Here is a 15,629-nt window from a genome sequence, read left to right on the forward strand (position 1 = left end):
TTGTTTAGATCAGATTGATTTCAACATCGATGTTGTTGCGGGTCAGCTTGGAGTACGGGCAGGCCTGGTGGGCACCGTCGACGATAGCACGGGCGGTGGCGGCGTCCAGACCCGGCAGGCTCACATTCAGACGCGCGGCCAGGAAGAAGCCGCTGTCGTCGTTTTTCAGATCGACTTCAGCGTCCACAGACAGATCGGCCGGCAGCGTGACTTTCGACTTGCCCGCCACCAGGCCCATGGCGCCGATGAAGCAGGCCGACCAGCCGGCGGCAAACAGCTGCTCCGGATTGGTGCCCTGGCCGGTGCTGCCGGGCGACGACAGTTGGATGTCCAGACGGCCATCGCTGCTGCGGGCAGCGCCTTCGCGGCCGCCGGTGGTGTGGGTTTTGCCGGTGTACAGAACTTTGCTCATGATTTTCTCCTTGGGTTGGATTTGTATCGCATTCGATTGAAGCGCATGCGTTGCATATTAGACCCGGCTTTTTTGCGTGTCAAGCACTTTCGATTAAATCGTATCCGATATATACTTAAGACATAGGAGGACACATCATGAACAAACCGAACAAACCGCAACTGGCCGATTTCCTGTGCTTCGCGGTGTATTCCACCAACCTGGCCTATGGCAAGGCCTACAAACCCATCCTGGACAAGCTGGGGCTGACGTATACCCAATACATCACCATCATCGCGCTGTGGGAAGAAGACAACCAGACCGTGAGCGGGCTGGGCGAAAAGCTGTATCTGGAATCGAACACGCTGACGCCGATTCTGAAAAAGCTGGAAGCGATGGGTTATGTGCACCGCGCGCGCGACACCGGAGACGAGCGCATCGTCCGCGTCGGCCTGACGGCGGAAGGCCGCGCCCTGCGCGAAAGCGCGCTGTCCATGAACCTGCGCGACGCCACCGGCCTGACGCCGGAAGAATTCGCCGTGCTGCAAAAAGCCGTAGTCAAACTGCGCAACAACCTGGTGAAGGCAGCGCCGGGCAAGGGCTGAGCGGGTGTACTATAAGGTCTTTTAAAAGACTACGGGACGGCTCTCATGGACACCATACTCGCGCCAGCGTCGGTTGGGATTAGTGAACTGAAGGCCAATCCCACTGCAGTACTGGAAGCTGCCGGTGGCCAGCCGGTGGCCATCTTGAACAGGAACAAGCCGGTAGGCTACCTGCTTTCCGCCGAAGCCTGGGCCAAAATCCACGAACTGCTGGAAGATCAGGAACTCGTCAAAATCGCCCGGGCACGGATGGCTGACGGCAAAAAACCTATCAGGGTCACCTTGGATGAGCTATAACCTCGGAAGCTCAAGGAGCGTCTGGTGCAGCCCCGTGTTCCAAAGTCGCGGATGCGCGGCGACGAAGACCTCTACAAGATCAAACTGGCCAAGCTGGGTTATCGGTTGGTGTATAAGGTCATAGACGACACCATTACAGTCCACGTGCTGGCCGCAGGCAAACGTAAGAGGAACGCAGCCTATATCAAGGCGCTGGAGAGAAATACTTAATGGAGCGGGTGAAGGGAATCGAACCCTCGTATGAAGCTTGGGAAGCTGCCGTTCTACCATTGAACTACACCCGCATGCCTCGCATTCTATGCGCGTTTCACTGCTGTTGGCAATGATGTCGTCGCACAGAATTCGAAGCGCCGGGATAGTTCAGCGAACGCCTGGCAGACGGACGTCTGCCGACGAGCGCTGCTGCTGCGTGCCATTCTGCTGCAGCTCGCGTTGCAAGGTATCCGTCGCGTGAGGAAGCTCCACCGCCGCCCGGCCGATGAACTCACCTGCTGACGCACAACCAGTCAGCACCCCGACAACCCCGCAAAGGAGAAAAGAAGTTTTCATATCAAGCTCCGTTTAATATGGTTGGACTACATCTCAATTTGCTTGCACGTGGCACGCAAGTGTCTGGTGCTGCCACCGAACGTGTACTTGGTGCTGTAAACAAGGGTTTTTCTGTCCAGCTCCGCTTCTGAAATCGTGAAGCCATCGCGTGATGTGATGGTGGTGATGTTCCAGAATTTGCGCCCGTTGTCGCCACAGGTGGAGCTGGCATAGGACAAGAAGGCAACGCTACGCCTGTTCCCCTGATTACACCCCAGAACCGTCCACTCCCCCTCACGCCAGCCTTTGTGATACCACTCACCCCGATAGAATGCATAATCGAGTGAACGCCCCTCGCCAGTGCATCGGTAAAACTCCGGCGCGGGCAGCTGCTTGATTTTGGCCGGCGACATGGGCAAGTCTGCAAGGTAAGCGCCGAAAGGATCAGCTTCGCGGTCCCGGTATTCTTGTTGACTGGCCATGCCGCGCTGCATTCCCTCGGCAAAATCAGCACATCCGGTCAGCGCCACGCTAAAGCCCAGAAGAACTTTGAATCGATTAATGGTTCTCATGGCCGGGCATCAACGGCAGGAACCCTCGTTGTCCGACCAGGCAAAACAGGTCCACGTCCCATCCTTTTCCTGGATGCACTCGTGTAGTCGGGCATGGGTGATCCCGCAGGTTCCCTTCTCACGCGACCGCTCCCTCGCACGCGCCTCGGCGGCACGTGCAGCGGACTCCTTGGTCCAACCATTGCCCTCCACTTTTTCACCGGCCAGGGCGGCGGTACAAATGCCGGCAAAAAAGATCGCCACTGCCACAGCGGATTTCGTTTTCATGCTTCCTCTCCTGTAAATAAGATAGAACGCAAATCGCGTCATCAGGAGGCTAAAACCTGCGTAGCAAAATCACATCATCCAAAACAATGATGACAATAAAGGCGTCGTTGAGCTCAAGACGTGGTGTTATATTATTGACACCATCACCTATGTGAACGCCATCATGTTCCCTGCTTATGGTCCAGACTTTTCACAATTCGTAGCGAAGATCTATGATTCAGCGCTCGACCCGGGGCAATGGGGAGTTTTTCTCACAGAGCTGGCTCAGCGTTTGAATTCCCACGGCAGCATCATCTGGGCGAATGATTTTGCGCATAAGCAGGCGGACATTGCACTGCCGGGAGATGGTTTTTTCGTGAACCATGGTTTTGATCCTGCGGCGCTCGAAACCTTCTCCGCCTACTACTCGGAACACAATATCTGGCTCCAGGACGAGACGCTGCACAACGAAGGCCAGGTCGTTGTGAGTTCGCACCTGTTCCCCGACAACAGAGTAAAGAAGACGGAATACTGGGGAGATTGGCTAAGGCCGCAGGAAATCTTCTACAGCACGGCGGCGGTAGTCGAAAAGCGCAACAGCCGCTCTGTGAATGTGACGCTGGTACGCGCGGAGCGCGCCGGCCCCTACACACAAGCGGAGCTGGCCATGATGCGCGAACTAATGCCACATTTCCAATCCGCGATTGCGCTCCACCGACGGCTGCATCAATTGAAGGTGCTTTCCGAGTCCGCTACCGAAGCGCTTGAGCGCATGTTCTGCGGCGTGATTCTGCTGGACGCACAAGGTCAGGTTCTTCACGCCACACGTCGCGCCTTGGCGATGATCGACAGCAGCCTTCTGCTGACCTGCATCCCCAACCGACGATTGTCTTGCTTGCGATCCGCTGACAACGCTCAGCTGCAAAAAATTCTGCAGCGCGCCTGCGGCATCGGCGCGGGCAAAATGCCTCAGGTGGACGCCGGCGGCTCCATGCGCATCCTGCGTTCAGATCGTAGTTATCTGCAGATCCTGGTTACACCGCTGCCCTCGTGGTCCTCGCCATTCGGTGTCAATGGAACGGCTGCGGTGTTCCTGACCGACTCGGCAGCCGAGCCTCGCAGCCTGAGCGCTACCCTGTGCAAGCTTTATCAATTGACGGAAGCGGAGGCGCGTCTGACCGAAGCACTGGTCAACGGCTGCACATTGCAGGAATACGCGGACAAGCGGCAGCTGTCTCTGAATACCATCCGTACCCAAGTGAGAGCGGCTGCCGCAAAGATCGGCGTCACGCGACAATCGGATCTGGTGCGTATCGTGCTGACCGGGCCTGCCGTGTTGGGCAAATTCAAAGAGTAGCATTCACTATTGATCTAAACCGAATAACTGATGCAGAATGACCGGGCCTCGAATAACAACAAAGGATGCCCCATGAAAGCAGTTGTAGCCCTGAGCGTTGCGCTGGCGTTTGCCGCGCCGCTGGCCTCGGCCCAGTCGATCGATGATCCGGTCTCCACGCTAGTCAAACAGCTGGAGCTGGATCGGTACAAGGCCACCATCAAGAGCCTGACCAAGTTCGGCGATCGCCGCCAGGGTACGGAGCGCAACCGTCAGGCGTTGGACTGGATCGAGGCCCAGCTCAAGTCCTACGGCTGCTCCAATACCGAACGCCTGCAGTATCAATACACGCAAGCGGCACCGGGCACGCCATCGCCCAAGCGCGCGCCCGGCATTCCTAGCGGCGGCGCTGGCGGCCCGCCGGGACAAGGCGGCAGCACGCTGTTCGGCAACCGCATTCCGACTGGCGTCAACAGTGATCCGCTGCGCCAGCCCGACGAACGCCTGCGCGCGTTGAATGCGGAGCAGACGCCGGTCGGCACGTCGCTGCGCGAGAACGTCTACTGCACCAAAATCGGCAGCAAGCATCCGGAGGAGATGTATATCGTCAGCGCGCACATGGACGGTATCGGTTTCGGTGAGGCGGCCAACGATGACGGTTCTGGTACCGCGCTGGTGATGGAGTTGGCGCGTATCTTCAGCATGCCGGGCGTGGAGACGGATCGTTCGATCCGCTTCATCCTGTGGAATAACGAGGAGACCGGCCTGCACGGCGCCGCCGCTTACGTCGAGCAGCGCAAGGATTTGCAGGGTATCGAGTCGCCCAAGGGTTCGGGCAAGTATCCGGAGCCGAAGTGGTTGGGCATGATCCAGCATGACATGATGATGTATGACCATGGCATGCCGATTCCGCAGGTGGACAAGGATGGCAAGACTACTTATGTGTCGCCGCCGGAGCAGCGTCTGGAGGCGGACGTGAATATCGAGTATCAGTCGGTGTCGAAGCAGGCCGAGGGTTCGGCCAAGCTGGCATGGGCCTTCCGTTCCGCCAACGATAAGTATGCGACCAATTACCCGGCCGCTGTTGGTTTCCACATGACGAATACCGATTCGACGCCATTCATGGATCTGGTGCCGTCGATTTCGCTGCGCGAGAATGAGCGCGGGCAGCAGATCGGGTCGGGCTGGAATCCGCACTGGCATCAGCCCACCGATTTGTTTGCGAATTATTCGGACAAGGATTTCCTGCTTGGCCTGAATGCGGCGCAGACCACGCTGGCCGGTGTGGCGCAGCTGGCCGGCGTGCGCGTCAAGAAGTAAGCGATGGACGATTTGCTGGCACGGGCCATCGATCTGCACGCGCGCGGCGAGCTGGATGCCGCGGCGGCTCTGTACCTGCAAATCATCCGCGCCGAGCCGCAGCATTTCGATGCGTTGCACATGCTGGGCGTGTACTCGTTTCAGACGGGTGATCTGGCGACGGCGCATCGGCTGATTACGCAGGCACTGCGCGTTCGTCCTGACGCGGCGGCGGCGCATGTGCATCTGTCGGCGGTACTGCAGAAGCAGGGACGCTTGCAGGAGGCGCTGCTGGCCATTCAGCAGGCATTGCATCTGGAGCCCGACAACGCGCTGGCGTTGAACAATGGCGCCACGCTGCTGTCGGCGGATTTGAAACGGCCGGCGGAGGCGTTGCCTTTGCTGGAGCGCGCATTGCGCCTGAATGACGGCGATGCCACGGCGTGGAATGGCATGGGTTACGCGCTGATCGAACTGCGTCGGCTCGATGAAGCGCTGCTCTGTCTTCAGCGTGCGCTGCAACTGCAGCCTGGCTTCGCGCTGGCTCTGTACAACCAGGGCAATGCGCTGCAGCTGCAAAACCGTCTTGAGGAAGCGATGCGCAGCTACGATGCGGCGCTGGTGCGGCAGCCGGATATGGTCGATGCGCATTTCGGCCAGAGCGCCTGTCGCCTGCTGGCCGGCGATCTGCAAGCAGGCTTCCAACAATACGAATGGCGCTGGCGCAAGCCGGCGTATCAGAGCATCGCGCAGCAGTACACGCAGCCGGTGTGGCTGGGTGACGCGCCTCTGCAAGGCAAGACGCTGCTGGTACATGCGGAACAGGGGCTGGGCGATACGCTGCACATGGCACGCTACGTGCCGCTGCTGATCGCACAAGGTGCGTGTGTGATCTTGCGTGTGCAGCCGGCGCTCGTGCCGCTGCTGGCCGCGATGGCCGGCATGTCTGGTGCGGCGGGCTGGCCAGGCGTCACCGTGATCGGGGACGGCGAGCCGCTGCCGTCGCATGACTTCCGCATGCCGTTGATGAGTTTACCGCTGGCGTTTGGCACCAGTCTGGACACCATTCCTGCCGGCGCGCCCTATGTGCAGGCCGATCCGGCGCGCGTGGCGCAATGGCGGGCGAGGCTCGGTGCCGCAGCTGGCGGGGCGCCGCGTGTCGGGCTGGCGTGGGCTGGCAATCCAAAACATGACAACGATGCGGCGCGTTCGCTGCCGCTGCTGGCGATGCGCCGTCTGCTGAACACCGGTTGCGACTTCATCGCCCTGCAGCGCGACTTGTCGGCGGTCGACCGCGTGCTGCTGGCACGCGAGCCGGCAATACGCAGCTACGCGGCAGAGCAAACTGACTTCGCTGAAACCGCCGCGTTGGTGGCACAGCTGGATCTGGTGATTTGCGTTGATACTTCGATTGCGCACCTGGCCGGCGCCATGGGCAAGCCGGTCTGGCTGCTGCTGCCCTATGCGCCCGACTGGCGCTGGATGCTGGGGCGCGAGGATAGTCCGTGGTATCCCACCATGCGGCTGTTCCGCCAGCAGCGCGCTGGCGACTGGGATGAGGTGCTGCAGCGCGTGGCTGCGGCGCTGGTGCAGTTCACCCCCGGCCAGTAAGTCCCGGTTGTGCGCGCAGGGCTTCCAGCACGATGTCGTGCAGGCGCTGTGCCGGGGGCGATAGCGCGGTTTCGGCGCGGTGCAGACGCAGGCCGACTTGCGGCAGCGGCGGCAAGTCGGGGGCGTCCAGCACGCGCAGTGCGGGTGGCAGGCCGGCGCTGGTGCGCACCGTTACGCCCAGCCCCGCCGCCACCGCCGCCCACACGCTCGACAAGCCTGGACTGCTGAACGCGATGCGCCATGGGATGCCCGCCTGGTCCAGCGCGCGGGTGGCGGCGCTGCGCATGATGCAGGGCGCGTCCATCATCACCAACGGCAGCGGTTCCTGCGCGTAGTCGATGGGGGATTGCGCTGAGCCGGCAAAGCCGGATGCGCCCGGCGCGGCGGCGGCCTGCGGTAGCGATTCGCTCGCGGCGCCGGCCAGCGCCAGCAGCTGTGTGGCGCTGCGGCCGGCACCGACGTCGGCGGGGCCGATCCAGCGCATCGACAGGCGGCCGACGTCCACCGCCTGCGGCGCGGCGACGCCGTTGTCCCAGGCCAGCGCAAGATCCAGCCGGCCACCGCCCAGCTGCTCCATCAATTCCGAATTGCGCGCCACCCGCGCTTCGATGCGCACTTGCGGATGGACGCGGGTGAAGCGCCCCAGCACCTCGGTCAACATCTGTTCACCAAAATCCTGCTGGATGCCGAGCCGCACGCTGCCCGCCAGTTCGGCACCGCGCAACGCGCTGGCCGCTTCGTCGTTCAGCTCCAGCAGCCGGCGTGCATAGCCCAGCAACGATTCGCCGGCCGGCGTGGTCACCATGCCGCGCCCTTCCTTGCGCAACACCGGCATGCCCAGTTGGTCCTCCAGTTTTTTCAGCTGCGCGCTGACGGCCGAGGTGGAGCGCCCCAGCCGGTCCGCCGCTTTGGCAAAGCTGCCCATGTCGACGCCGGTGACGAAGGTACGCAACACATCGAGGTCAAAGGTGATACGTCGCATAACCATCCCGCTTTATCGAACTGTTGATCAAAATATTCCCGATTTTCAGAATCAAGATAGGACGGTATCGTAAGCCTGTCAACCAACACGGAGCATCAAGATGACAGTACACGGAATGGAAACCGTCGCCCCAAAGCTGGCGGAACTGACCGACCAGGTGTTGTTCGGCGATGTGTGGCAGCGCCCCGGCCTGTCGCCGCGCGAGCGCAGCCTGGCCACGGTGTCTGCGCTGGTGGCGCTGTATCGGCTGGAACAGCTGCCGTTTCATCTGCGGCGCGCCCGCGACAACGGCGTATCGCGGGAAGAACTGGCGGAACTGATCACACATCTGGCGTTCTACGCCGGCTGGCCGAGCGCGGCTTCCGCCGTCAATCTGCTCAAACAAATGGAGGAATGAATCATGCCGATAAGCCGCATCTCCCTGCTGAAGGGGAAATCGCCCGACTACCTGCGCGCCGTGGGCGACAGCCTGCAACGCGCGATGGAAGAAGCCTTCAACGTGCCGAAGAACGACCGCTTCCAGCTGATCCACCAGCACGAACCGTACGAGATGATGTTTGACCGCCACTACGAGGGCGAGCGCTCGGATGACTTCATCGTCATCGCCATCACCACCGGCAAGCCGCGCAGCACGGAAGTGAAGCTGGCCTTTTACCGCCGTCTGGTCGCGCTACTGGCCGAATCACCAGGCGTAGCGCCGGATGATGTGATGATCGTGATCTCCTCGTCGCAGGGTGATGACTGGTCGTTCGGTGGCGGCCGCCCCGCCGCCTCGCTGGGAGTGCAAGCATGATCTCCATGCAGTACAGCTTTGTGCTGCCGCACGATTACGACATGGCCATCATCCGCGATCGCATCGCCACAAAAGGCCCGGCGTTGGAAAAGCTGCCCGGCCTGGTCTTCAAAGCCTATCTGCACGCGGAGGAGCCGGAGCGCAGCTACGCACCGTTCTACCTATGGCGCGATGAGCAGGCCATGCACGCCTTCCTCAACGGCCCGGCATTTGATGGTGTCGCGCGCGCTTTCGGCTGGCCGTCGGTGCGTACCTGGACACCATGGCACGCCACCGTCGGCGACGAGGTACGCAGCGCGCGTCACGCCACGTGCAGCAGCACCAGCATCGCGCCATACAGCGCACTGGCTCAGTTGAGGGAACGGGAAGAAGCGTATGCGCAGCGCATGCTGGAGCGCGGCGCGCTGGCGGTGGTGGTGGGATTTGAACCGGTGACGTGGACCATCACGCGGCTATGCCTGTGGCGCGAACGGCCGGCGGCTGAAGTGGTGGAAGTGGCGGAACGCCACTTCCAGGTCGGTCACGTCTCGGCGCCGGCTTATTTTTCGTAAGGGTTGGCCAGGTTGCGCATGGTGCGCTCGTATTCCTTGCCGTCGATCGCCTGCACCGCCTGGTCGGTCTTCTTGCTCGGAATGCGGCTGCCGGTGATGCTGCTCGCGTTCAGTTTGGACGACGGCGCCACCCCGGCCAACTGCTGGTCTGCCGCCGGTTCCGGCGTGGCACAGGCGGACAGGCCAACGGCGACCGCCAACACAGCGGCCATGCTCAACATCTTGTTCATGAATTTCCCCTGATGTGTATTTGATGATTTGATAATATCACCGAAGCGCATCAACCTGGAAGCACTTCCATACGCGCCCGCGCTTGCGCCAGCTGTGAGGGGTCCATGCGGCCGGCGGCGGTTTTCAAATAACGCAGCGCGGCGTTGAAGCCGGCCCGTTCGGCCATGGTCAGCCACATCCACGCCTGGCTGACATCGGCGCGCACGCCCTGCCCGGTCAAATACATCAGGCCCAGATTGAACTGCGCGCGCGCGTGGCCCTGCGACGCCGCCTGCAGATACCAGTGGTGCGCCTGCTCGTAATTACGCGGCACGCCCTGGCCATTGTCGTAGCGCAGACCCAACGCGAACTGCGCCTGGGTGTGGCCCTGCTCCGCCGCCTTGCCGTACCAGTGATTGGCTTGCATCACATCCGGCTGCGGACCTTCGTCGTTATCGAACAACAGACCAAGCGCATACTGGGCCGCCGCATAATCCTGCTCGGCGGCGCGGCGGTACCAGCCCATCGCCTTGCGATAGTCGCGCGGCACGCCGCGTCCCGTTTCGTAACGCAGACCGAGGTCGAACTGCGCCCGCAAATGTCCCTGATCGGCCGCCTTGCGGTACCAGAAGATGGCTTCCTGATGATCAATCACCACGCCATGACCGGCGTCGTACAGCAATCCCAGATGATATTGCGCGCCGGGGAAGCCCTGCTCGGCCGCCTTGCGATACCAGAACTGCGCCTGTTCGTAATCCTGCTCCACACCCTGGCCATGGTCGTAACGCAGGCCGAGGTTATTCTGCGCCGCCGCGTGTCCCTGCTCGGCCGCCTTGCGATACCAGTCCAGCGCCTTCTGCTCATCGCGCGGCACGCCCTGGCCGTTATCGTAGATCAGGCCCAGATTGAACTGCGAGCTGGCATGATCCTGCTCCGCCGCGCGCCGATACCACAGGATGGCCTTCTGCGAATCCTGCGCGATGCCATCGCCCTTGTCGAAGCGCAGCCCCAGATTGAACTGCGCCGGCGCATAGCCCTGATCGGCCGCCTTGCGATACCACGACAACGCCTGCCCCACATCCTGCGGCACGCCCTGCCCGTTGTCATAGCGCAGACCGAGGTTGAACTGAGCGCGCGCATAGCCTTGCTCAGCCGCCTTGCGATACCAGAAGATGGCCTGCTTGAAGTCCTGCGGCACGCCCTTGCCGGTGTCGTACATCATGCCCAGATTGTTCTGCGCGCCGGCGTCGCCCTGTTCGGCCGCCCTGCTGAACCAGTGCATGGCTTCCTGCGTATCGTTGGGCACACCCTGGCCCTTGGCGTACAGCCAGCCCAGGTTGTACTGCGCGGCCGCATAACCCTGCTCCGCCGCCTTGCGATACCACGCCGCCGCCTCTTCGAAATTCTGCTCGACGCCCTGGCCCTTCTGATACATCACGCCCAGGTTGTACTGCGCGTGCTCCAGCCCCGATTGCGCGGCCTGACGATACCAGATCACCGCCAGCTCATAACTTTGGGTCACGCCCTGACCGTTGAAATACATGAAGCCCAGACTATGCTGGGCATTGGCCACGCCACGCTCGGCCAGTCCCTTGACGCGCAAGAACTCGGCGGTATAAGTGCTGCCGCTATTTGCGTCGGCTTCGTTGGGACCGTATTTCGTCATGCTCTCTTATCAGGCTTGGATTGCCACCATGGCCGGCTGGTGTTCATGTTCGACCACGTTGGACACCGCGTGCAGCACGGTCACCGACGACAGGCGCCGGTTCTGCTCCTGCAGCACGTCGATAAAACTGGCCAGCGAAATCGGACGATGGTACAGATAACCCTGCATGGTGGTGCAGCCGTTGGCCTCCAGATAGCGCGCCTGCACATCGGTTTCCACCCCTTCCGCCACCAGGTGCAGCCCGAGGCCGCGCGCGATCGAGATGATCGCCAAAATCACCGGATAGTGGCCGTTCTCATCGTGGATCTCCTTGACGAAGGACTGGTCGATTTTAATCGTGTGAATCGGGAAGCGGTGCAGATACGCCAGCGACGAGTAACCGGTGCCGAAATCGTCGATCGCCACCGACACGCCCAGCTGGCACAACTTGTTCAGCTGTTCGATCGCATACTGCGGATTGCGGATGCAGATGTTCTCGGTGATCTCGACTTCGATCTGCGCCGGCGAAATGCCATAGCGCGTCAACGCGCCGCGCATCTTCTCGAAGAAATCGCCACGGTCCAGATATTGCGGCGACAGGTTCAGCGACAAGCGAATCGCATCGCCGCCGGCCGCGTTCCACTGCAGCAGATCGCGGCACAGCGCGCCCAGCATCCAATCCGAAATCGGCAGCATCAGGCCATTGTCTTCCGCGAACGGCAGGAACTCGCCGGCCGACAGCAAGCCGCGCTGCGGATGGTTCCAGCGCATCAGCCCCTCGGCGCCGATGATGCGGCCGGTGGCCACGTCGACCTGCGGCTGGTAGTACATTTCCAGTTCGTTCAGTTCCAGCGCCTTGCGCAGCGCCTGTTCCAGCGCGATCTTCTGGTGGGACACATCCAGCATCGAGTTGTGATAGAAGCTGTGGCCATTCTTGCCCAGCGCCTTCACCTGATACATGGCGATGTCCGCATGGCGCAGCAGTTCGTCGATGGTCTCGCCGTCGCCCGGATAGATGGCGATACCAATCGAGGCGGAGATATGCACCTGATGGCCATCCAGGTCAAACGGCCGTTGCAGGCTTTCGAGGAATTTGTCGGCGATGGCCTTGGCATCCTGGCGGTCACGCAGCTCCGGCAGCACGATGGTGAACTCATCGCCGCCCTGACGCGCCAGCGTGTCGCCGCGGCGCAGACAATCCTTGAGGCGTTGCGCCGCCTGTTGCAGCAGCTCGTCGCCCTTGACGTGGCCCAGCGTGTCGTTGACCAGTTTGAAGCGATCCAGATCGACAAACATCACCGCCAGCTCGGTCAGTTTGCGCTTGGCTTGAATCACGGCCAGGCCCAGACGGTCCTTGAACAGCATGCGGTTCGGCAGATCGGTCAGGATGTCGTGGTAAGCCTGATACGAAATCACTTCCTCGGCGCGCTTGCGGTCGGTGATATCACGCGCCACACCATAGGTGCCGAAGAACTCGCGCGTCTTCACCTCATGGTCGGGAATGTGCATGCCGATGGCGTTCAGCGAGATCGTCATCAGCGTGTTGTTGAAGGTACGCTCGATGCCGCCGCCGGTATTGCACTTCAGGCGCAGCTCGACGTTGCGCGAGGCGCGTTCGTCGACGCGGCGCTCGTTGAAGGCGTAGCGCGCGCGCTCCTGGTCCTCGTCATGCACCAGCAACGAGTAGTGGCGGCCGATCAGCTCTTCGCGGGTAAAGCCCAGCAGCTGCTGCACGCGGTCGTTCACAAACGTGAACTTGCCCTCGTGGTTCAAGGTGTAGATGATGTCCGGCGACGAGTCGACCAGGTAGCGATACATCTTCTCCGAGTTTTCCAGCTTGGAGGCGATGCGCTCGTTGTCGATCGCCAGGCGGCGCTTCTGCAGCGCGTTCTCCACCGTTTTCAGCAGCTCTTCGCGGCTGTACGGCTTGCGCAGATAATCGTAGGCGCCGCGCTTCAGGGCACCGATGGCGGCTTCGATGCCGACATCGCCGCTCATCACGATCACGTCGCCGTCGATTTCCCGGGCGTTGATGTAATCCATGATCTCGTGTCCGCTCATGTCCGGCAATCGCAGGTCGAGCAGGATCAGATCGAATTTCAGTTTGGTCAGTTGGGCCAGTGCTTCGCTACCGCAGGTCGCGGTCACCAAATGGTAATCGCGGTCGCGCAGCAACTCGTACAACGATGACAGCAAGCGCGGTTCATCGTCGACCAGCAGCAAACGCGGACGGTTATCGGAGGACATGGCTTCGACGGGGGCTAGGTCGAAAGAGTTCAGGTTCATCATGGCCTTATGCGGAATCCATCACCCGCGTTTGCACGCCGGCGACTTGGCTGTTGCTGCCTTTGGCGGGCAGCAGGATTTCAAACGTAGTACCCGTTTTGCCGGAGCGGCAGGTAATCAACCCTTGCATTTTCTTGACCAGGCTATGGACGATAGACAGTCCAAGGCCATGGTGGGCGCCTTCCTTGCTGCTGCGGACAGGGGAGAACAGGTTGGCCAATACCTCGGCCGACAGACCCGGACCGGTGTCGCTGACCACCAGTTCCAGATACAGCTTACGCTCGCGGTTCACATGGCCGCGATTCGAAATCTCGATTTTGCCGCCGTCGCCCAAGGCTTCGACCGCATTCTTGATCAGGTTGACCAGGATCTGCTTCAGCAGGTCCGCGTCGCCATCAATTTCAGCCGGTTCTTCCTGCATGCGGACCACGATCTGCACCGAGGCCGGCACAAAATCGGTGGCGCGGAACAGGCGCAATACATCGTCCACCACCTTGCCCACGTCGGTGGTGCGCGACACTTCGGTCGGCTGCAGGTCGGCCAGGCCGTTGATCAGCTGACCGACGCGGTCGATCTCCTCATTGAGGATGGACATTTCGCCGACCACCGGCTCGCGCCGTGCCAGCTTGCTGTCCAGGACCGACAGGTAGTTCTTGATGATGGACAGGGGGTTGTTCACCTCGTGCACCACACGGCGCGAGGCTTCACGGTATTCTTCCGCCACATGGGCGATCTGGCGTTTGGCGTGACCGCGCTCGCTCATCGCCGTTTCCAGCGAGGCGGCGGCCTGGGTGCCGAACGAATGCAGGAAGCGTTCGCGCTTCTGCAGCAGCGGCATCTGCCAGCTAGGCACCGCGCCCACCAGCACGCCGAGACAGCGTTGATTGGCCACCAGCGGCAGCAGCACCATGCTTTCGCTGCCGAGGATGCGGAACAGCTGTTCCTCGGCCACGTTGTGGGCCTGGCCTTCACGACTGACATAGGTCAGCTTGCGCTCCAGCGCGCACTGCGCCACCACGCCGCCCTTGTTGAGCGGGATGACGAATTCCGCCAGCCGCTGATGCTCGCCGGTCGGCATGCCGTGCAGCGCGTGGCCGGTGGGATTCTCCAGCAGCACCACGGCGGTTTCAAAGTCGAACAGAATGCGCGCCGAGCGCGTGATCGATTCCAGCAGGCCGGCCTCGCCGTTCTGGCGGGCGAAGGTCTGGCCCATCTCGGACACCAGCATGATGTTGCGCACCTCTTCCGACAGGCGCTGCTGCACCGGATCGACCGGCGGCGGCGCAAACGCCACTGGCGCCACGATATCGTCGGCGCCGGCCAGGTCGATGCCGAGGTAATTGGCCGACTTCTCCACCTGGCGCGCGGCGTTGCGGGTGATCTGCTCCAGTATCTCGCCATCCAGATTGCACAGTCGCGCCGCTTCGAGGATGGCCTGCTCCTGGTCTTCATGGCAGCACAGCAGATGCGCCAGCCGCACGATGCGGATCAGCGGATGCGCCGCTTCGAGGCGCGTCACCGGCTCGTGGTGATACAGCACGCTGTCGGCCAGGAAGGAATCCAGGTTCCAGCGCTCGATCAGCCAGGCGCCGGCTTCCGAGTGGGTGATTTGCAGCGTGCGCTGTTCGACCGCGCACAGGTCTTCGTCGTCGCGCGCGGTAAAGTTGAAGGCGTATTCCTTGGGCGCGGTGGCCAGCAATGCCAGCCGGCCGACGTTGTGCAGCAGGCCGGCCAGATAAGCTTCTTCAACGTGCGGATAGTCCATCTGCCGGGCGACATCGCGCGCGATCACGGCGGTGGTGAGCGAACCTTTCCAGAAGCCGCGCAAGTCGGTGCTGCCGGAATGGGGGAAGCTGTTAAAGGTCTGGAATACCGATTCGCTGATCACCAGCGTCTTGATCATATCGGTGCCGAGCGACACCAAGGACTGCTCCAGGCCCACCGTGCGCACGTTGCGGTGGTAGGCCGAGCTGTTGGCAACGGTCAGGATCTTGCTGGTCATGGCCGCGTCCTTGGCGATCAGGGCGGCCAGCTCCGGCATGCCGGCATCGTCGGCTTGCAGGTGCTCAATCAACTTGATGAGTATCTGCGGCATGGCCGGCAGACGGGCTATCAGCAGTCGATTGCGAATATCGTGGTCAGATTGTTGATGCATCGTATCAAACATTGCCGCCAGTAGACATCGATCAAGGAGCGGAAGTCAACGGCAAATTTCCGCTAAAGTTAGGCTTTATGCGGGCTCCAGGCGCATTTCAAACTTCAAGCATCCCGCATAAA

General features: G+C 61.5%; 17 protein-coding genes, 1 tRNA gene and 1 pseudogene. 9 read left to right on the forward strand and 10 right to left on the reverse strand.

Features of this window, described 5'->3' with window-relative positions; genetic code table 11:
* Positions 1-4: 4 nt before the first annotated feature.
* On the reverse strand, positions 5-412 hold the full coding sequence (locus GJ699_RS25430) for an organic hydroperoxide resistance protein (protein ID WP_154381636.1): 408 nt from the start codon (positions 410-412) through the stop codon (positions 5-7).
* A 137-nt stretch (positions 413-549) separates the two neighbouring features.
* Between GJ699_RS25430 and GJ699_RS25435 the strand changes: the two genes are divergently transcribed.
* The 3 genes and pseudogenes from GJ699_RS25435 to GJ699_RS25445 all read left to right on the forward strand — a co-directional run.
* A complete protein-coding gene (locus GJ699_RS25435; RefSeq protein WP_154381638.1) occupies positions 550-996 on the forward strand; it encodes a MarR family winged helix-turn-helix transcriptional regulator in 447 nt (148 codons plus the stop codon).
* A 45-nt stretch (positions 997-1,041) separates the two neighbouring features.
* Positions 1,042-1,293 carry a type II toxin-antitoxin system Phd/YefM family antitoxin gene (locus tag GJ699_RS25440; protein WP_154381640.1) on the forward strand — a complete coding sequence of 84 codons (252 nt, stop codon included), beginning with the start codon at positions 1,042-1,044 and terminating at the stop codon, positions 1,291-1,293.
* Between the two features lie 18 nt (positions 1,294-1,311).
* A pseudogene (locus GJ699_RS25445) lies at positions 1,312-1,503 on the forward strand (type II toxin-antitoxin system RelE family toxin); the annotation flags it as partial.
* On the opposite strand, the gene GJ699_RS25450 reads toward GJ699_RS25445, so the two are convergent.
* The 4 genes from GJ699_RS25450 to GJ699_RS25465 all read right to left on the reverse strand — a co-directional run bounded on the left by GJ699_RS25450 (position 1,504) and on the right by GJ699_RS25465 (position 2,660).
* A tRNA-Gly gene (locus GJ699_RS25450) sits at positions 1,504-1,577 on the reverse strand.
* Between the two features lie 76 nt (positions 1,578-1,653).
* Positions 1,654-1,842, reverse strand: coding sequence for a hypothetical protein (locus GJ699_RS25455; protein WP_154381644.1), 189 nt, complete (start codon positions 1,840-1,842; stop codon positions 1,654-1,656).
* 26 nt (positions 1,843-1,868) lie between these two features.
* Positions 1,869-2,393 (reverse strand): hypothetical protein, encoded by a 525-nt coding sequence (locus tag GJ699_RS25460; protein WP_154381646.1) that lies wholly within the window; start codon positions 2,391-2,393, stop codon positions 1,869-1,871.
* A gap of 9 nt (positions 2,394-2,402) precedes the next feature.
* The gene (locus GJ699_RS25465; protein ID WP_154381648.1) at positions 2,403-2,660 is read right to left on the reverse strand and encodes a hypothetical protein; all 258 of its coding nucleotides are present in this window, start codon (positions 2,658-2,660) and stop codon (positions 2,403-2,405) included.
* Positions 2,661-2,811: 151 nt separating this feature from the next.
* Here GJ699_RS25465 and GJ699_RS25470 point away from each other — a divergent pair, with 151 nt between their 5' ends.
* The 3 genes from GJ699_RS25470 to GJ699_RS25480 all read left to right on the forward strand — a co-directional run bounded on the left by GJ699_RS25470 (position 2,812) and on the right by GJ699_RS25480 (position 6,885).
* Positions 2,812-3,996 (forward strand): helix-turn-helix transcriptional regulator, encoded by a 1,185-nt coding sequence (locus GJ699_RS25470; protein WP_154381650.1) that lies wholly within the window; start codon positions 2,812-2,814, stop codon positions 3,994-3,996.
* Positions 3,997-4,068: 72 nt separating this feature from the next.
* Complete coding sequence (locus GJ699_RS25475) at positions 4,069-5,295, forward strand: M28 family peptidase (RefSeq protein WP_154381652.1); 1,227 nt, start codon at positions 4,069-4,071, stop codon at positions 5,293-5,295.
* A gap of 3 nt (positions 5,296-5,298) precedes the next feature.
* Complete coding sequence (locus tag GJ699_RS25480) at positions 5,299-6,885, forward strand: tetratricopeptide repeat-containing glycosyltransferase family protein (protein WP_154381654.1); 1,587 nt, start codon at positions 5,299-5,301, stop codon at positions 6,883-6,885.
* On the opposite strand, the gene GJ699_RS25485 is transcribed toward GJ699_RS25480, so the two are convergent.
* Positions 6,869-7,867 (reverse strand): LysR substrate-binding domain-containing protein, encoded by a 999-nt coding sequence (locus tag GJ699_RS25485; protein WP_154381656.1) that lies wholly within the window; start codon positions 7,865-7,867, stop codon positions 6,869-6,871. The genes GJ699_RS25480 and GJ699_RS25485 overlap by 17 nt on opposite strands.
* Before the next feature lie 100 nt (positions 7,868-7,967).
* On the opposite strand from GJ699_RS25485, the gene GJ699_RS25490 reads away from it, so the two are divergent.
* The 3 genes from GJ699_RS25490 to GJ699_RS25500 are packed head-to-tail and all read left to right on the forward strand — an operon-like array spanning position 7,968 to position 9,211.
* Entirely contained in the window at positions 7,968-8,264 is a 297-nt protein-coding gene (locus GJ699_RS25490; RefSeq protein ID WP_154381658.1) for a carboxymuconolactone decarboxylase family protein, read from the forward strand.
* 3 nt (positions 8,265-8,267) lie between these two features.
* Entirely contained in the window at positions 8,268-8,660 is a 393-nt protein-coding gene (locus GJ699_RS25495; RefSeq protein ID WP_154381660.1) for a tautomerase family protein, read from the forward strand.
* Complete coding sequence (locus tag GJ699_RS25500) at positions 8,657-9,211, forward strand: DUF4865 family protein (RefSeq protein ID WP_154381662.1); 555 nt, start codon at positions 8,657-8,659, stop codon at positions 9,209-9,211. The genes GJ699_RS25495 and GJ699_RS25500 overlap by 4 nt, the downstream gene beginning before the upstream one ends.
* Here the strand turns inward: GJ699_RS25500 and GJ699_RS25505 are convergent.
* Genes GJ699_RS25505 through GJ699_RS25520 form a run of 4 tightly spaced genes read right to left on the reverse strand, consistent with a single transcriptional unit; the run spans position 9,199 to position 15,507 of the window.
* Positions 9,199-9,441, reverse strand: a complete 243-nt coding sequence (locus GJ699_RS25505; RefSeq protein ID WP_154381664.1) for a hypothetical protein — start codon at positions 9,439-9,441, stop codon at positions 9,199-9,201. The two genes, GJ699_RS25500 and GJ699_RS25505, sit on opposite strands and share 13 nt — an antisense overlap.
* A gap of 50 nt (positions 9,442-9,491) precedes the next feature.
* Complete coding sequence (locus GJ699_RS25510) at positions 9,492-11,087, reverse strand: SEL1-like repeat protein (protein WP_154381666.1); 1,596 nt, start codon at positions 11,085-11,087, stop codon at positions 9,492-9,494.
* 9 nt (positions 11,088-11,096) lie between these two features.
* Positions 11,097-13,352 (reverse strand): putative bifunctional diguanylate cyclase/phosphodiesterase, encoded by a 2,256-nt coding sequence (locus tag GJ699_RS25515; protein ID WP_154381851.1) that lies wholly within the window; start codon positions 13,350-13,352, stop codon positions 11,097-11,099.
* Between the two features lie 7 nt (positions 13,353-13,359).
* Positions 13,360-15,507 carry an HDOD domain-containing protein gene (locus GJ699_RS25520; protein WP_195763647.1) on the reverse strand — a complete coding sequence of 716 codons (2,148 nt, stop codon included), beginning with the start codon at positions 15,505-15,507 and terminating at the stop codon, positions 13,360-13,362.
* Between the last annotated feature and the right edge of the window lie 122 nt (positions 15,508-15,629).

The sequence above is a fragment of the Duganella guangzhouensis genome (assembly GCF_009674535.1).
GTDB lineage: Bacteria > Pseudomonadota > Gammaproteobacteria > Burkholderiales > Burkholderiaceae_D > Rugamonas > Rugamonas guangzhouensis.

What these genes read in the sequence shown, in the direction of transcription:
- GJ699_RS25430 (WP_154381636.1), bottom strand. Translation starts at nt 412, where the DNA reads ATGAGCAAAGTTCTGTACACCGGCAAAACCCACACCACCGGCGGCCGC.
- GJ699_RS25435 (WP_154381638.1), top strand. Translation starts at nt 550, where the DNA reads ATGAACAAACCGAACAAACCGCAACTGGCCGATTTCCTGTGCTTCGCG.
- GJ699_RS25440 (WP_154381640.1), top strand. Translation starts at nt 1,042, where the DNA reads ATGGACACCATACTCGCGCCAGCGTCGGTTGGGATTAGTGAACTGAAG.
- GJ699_RS25455 (WP_154381644.1), bottom strand. Translation starts at nt 1,842, where the DNA reads ATGAAAACTTCTTTTCTCCTTTGCGGGGTTGTCGGGGTGCTGACTGGT.
- GJ699_RS25460 (WP_154381646.1), bottom strand. Translation starts at nt 2,393, where the DNA reads ATGAGAACCATTAATCGATTCAAAGTTCTTCTGGGCTTTAGCGTGGCG.
- GJ699_RS25465 (WP_154381648.1), bottom strand. Translation starts at nt 2,660, where the DNA reads ATGAAAACGAAATCCGCTGTGGCAGTGGCGATCTTTTTTGCCGGCATT.
- GJ699_RS25475 (WP_154381652.1), top strand. Translation starts at nt 4,069, where the DNA reads ATGAAAGCAGTTGTAGCCCTGAGCGTTGCGCTGGCGTTTGCCGCGCCG.
- GJ699_RS25480 (WP_154381654.1), top strand. Translation starts at nt 5,299, where the DNA reads ATGGACGATTTGCTGGCACGGGCCATCGATCTGCACGCGCGCGGCGAG.
- GJ699_RS25485 (WP_154381656.1), bottom strand. Translation starts at nt 7,867, where the DNA reads ATGCGACGTATCACCTTTGACCTCGATGTGTTGCGTACCTTCGTCACC.
- GJ699_RS25490 (WP_154381658.1), top strand. Translation starts at nt 7,968, where the DNA reads ATGACAGTACACGGAATGGAAACCGTCGCCCCAAAGCTGGCGGAACTG.
- GJ699_RS25495 (WP_154381660.1), top strand. Translation starts at nt 8,268, where the DNA reads ATGCCGATAAGCCGCATCTCCCTGCTGAAGGGGAAATCGCCCGACTAC.
- GJ699_RS25500 (WP_154381662.1), top strand. Translation starts at nt 8,657, where the DNA reads ATGATCTCCATGCAGTACAGCTTTGTGCTGCCGCACGATTACGACATG.
- GJ699_RS25505 (WP_154381664.1), bottom strand. Translation starts at nt 9,441, where the DNA reads ATGAACAAGATGTTGAGCATGGCCGCTGTGTTGGCGGTCGCCGTTGGC.
- GJ699_RS25510 (WP_154381666.1), bottom strand. Translation starts at nt 11,087, where the DNA reads ATGACGAAATACGGTCCCAACGAAGCCGACGCAAATAGCGGCAGCACT.
- GJ699_RS25515 (WP_154381851.1), bottom strand. Translation starts at nt 13,352, where the DNA reads ATGAACCTGAACTCTTTCGACCTAGCCCCCGTCGAAGCCATGTCCTCC.
- GJ699_RS25520 (WP_195763647.1), bottom strand. Translation starts at nt 15,507, where the DNA reads ATGCATCAACAATCTGACCACGATATTCGCAATCGACTGCTGATAGCC.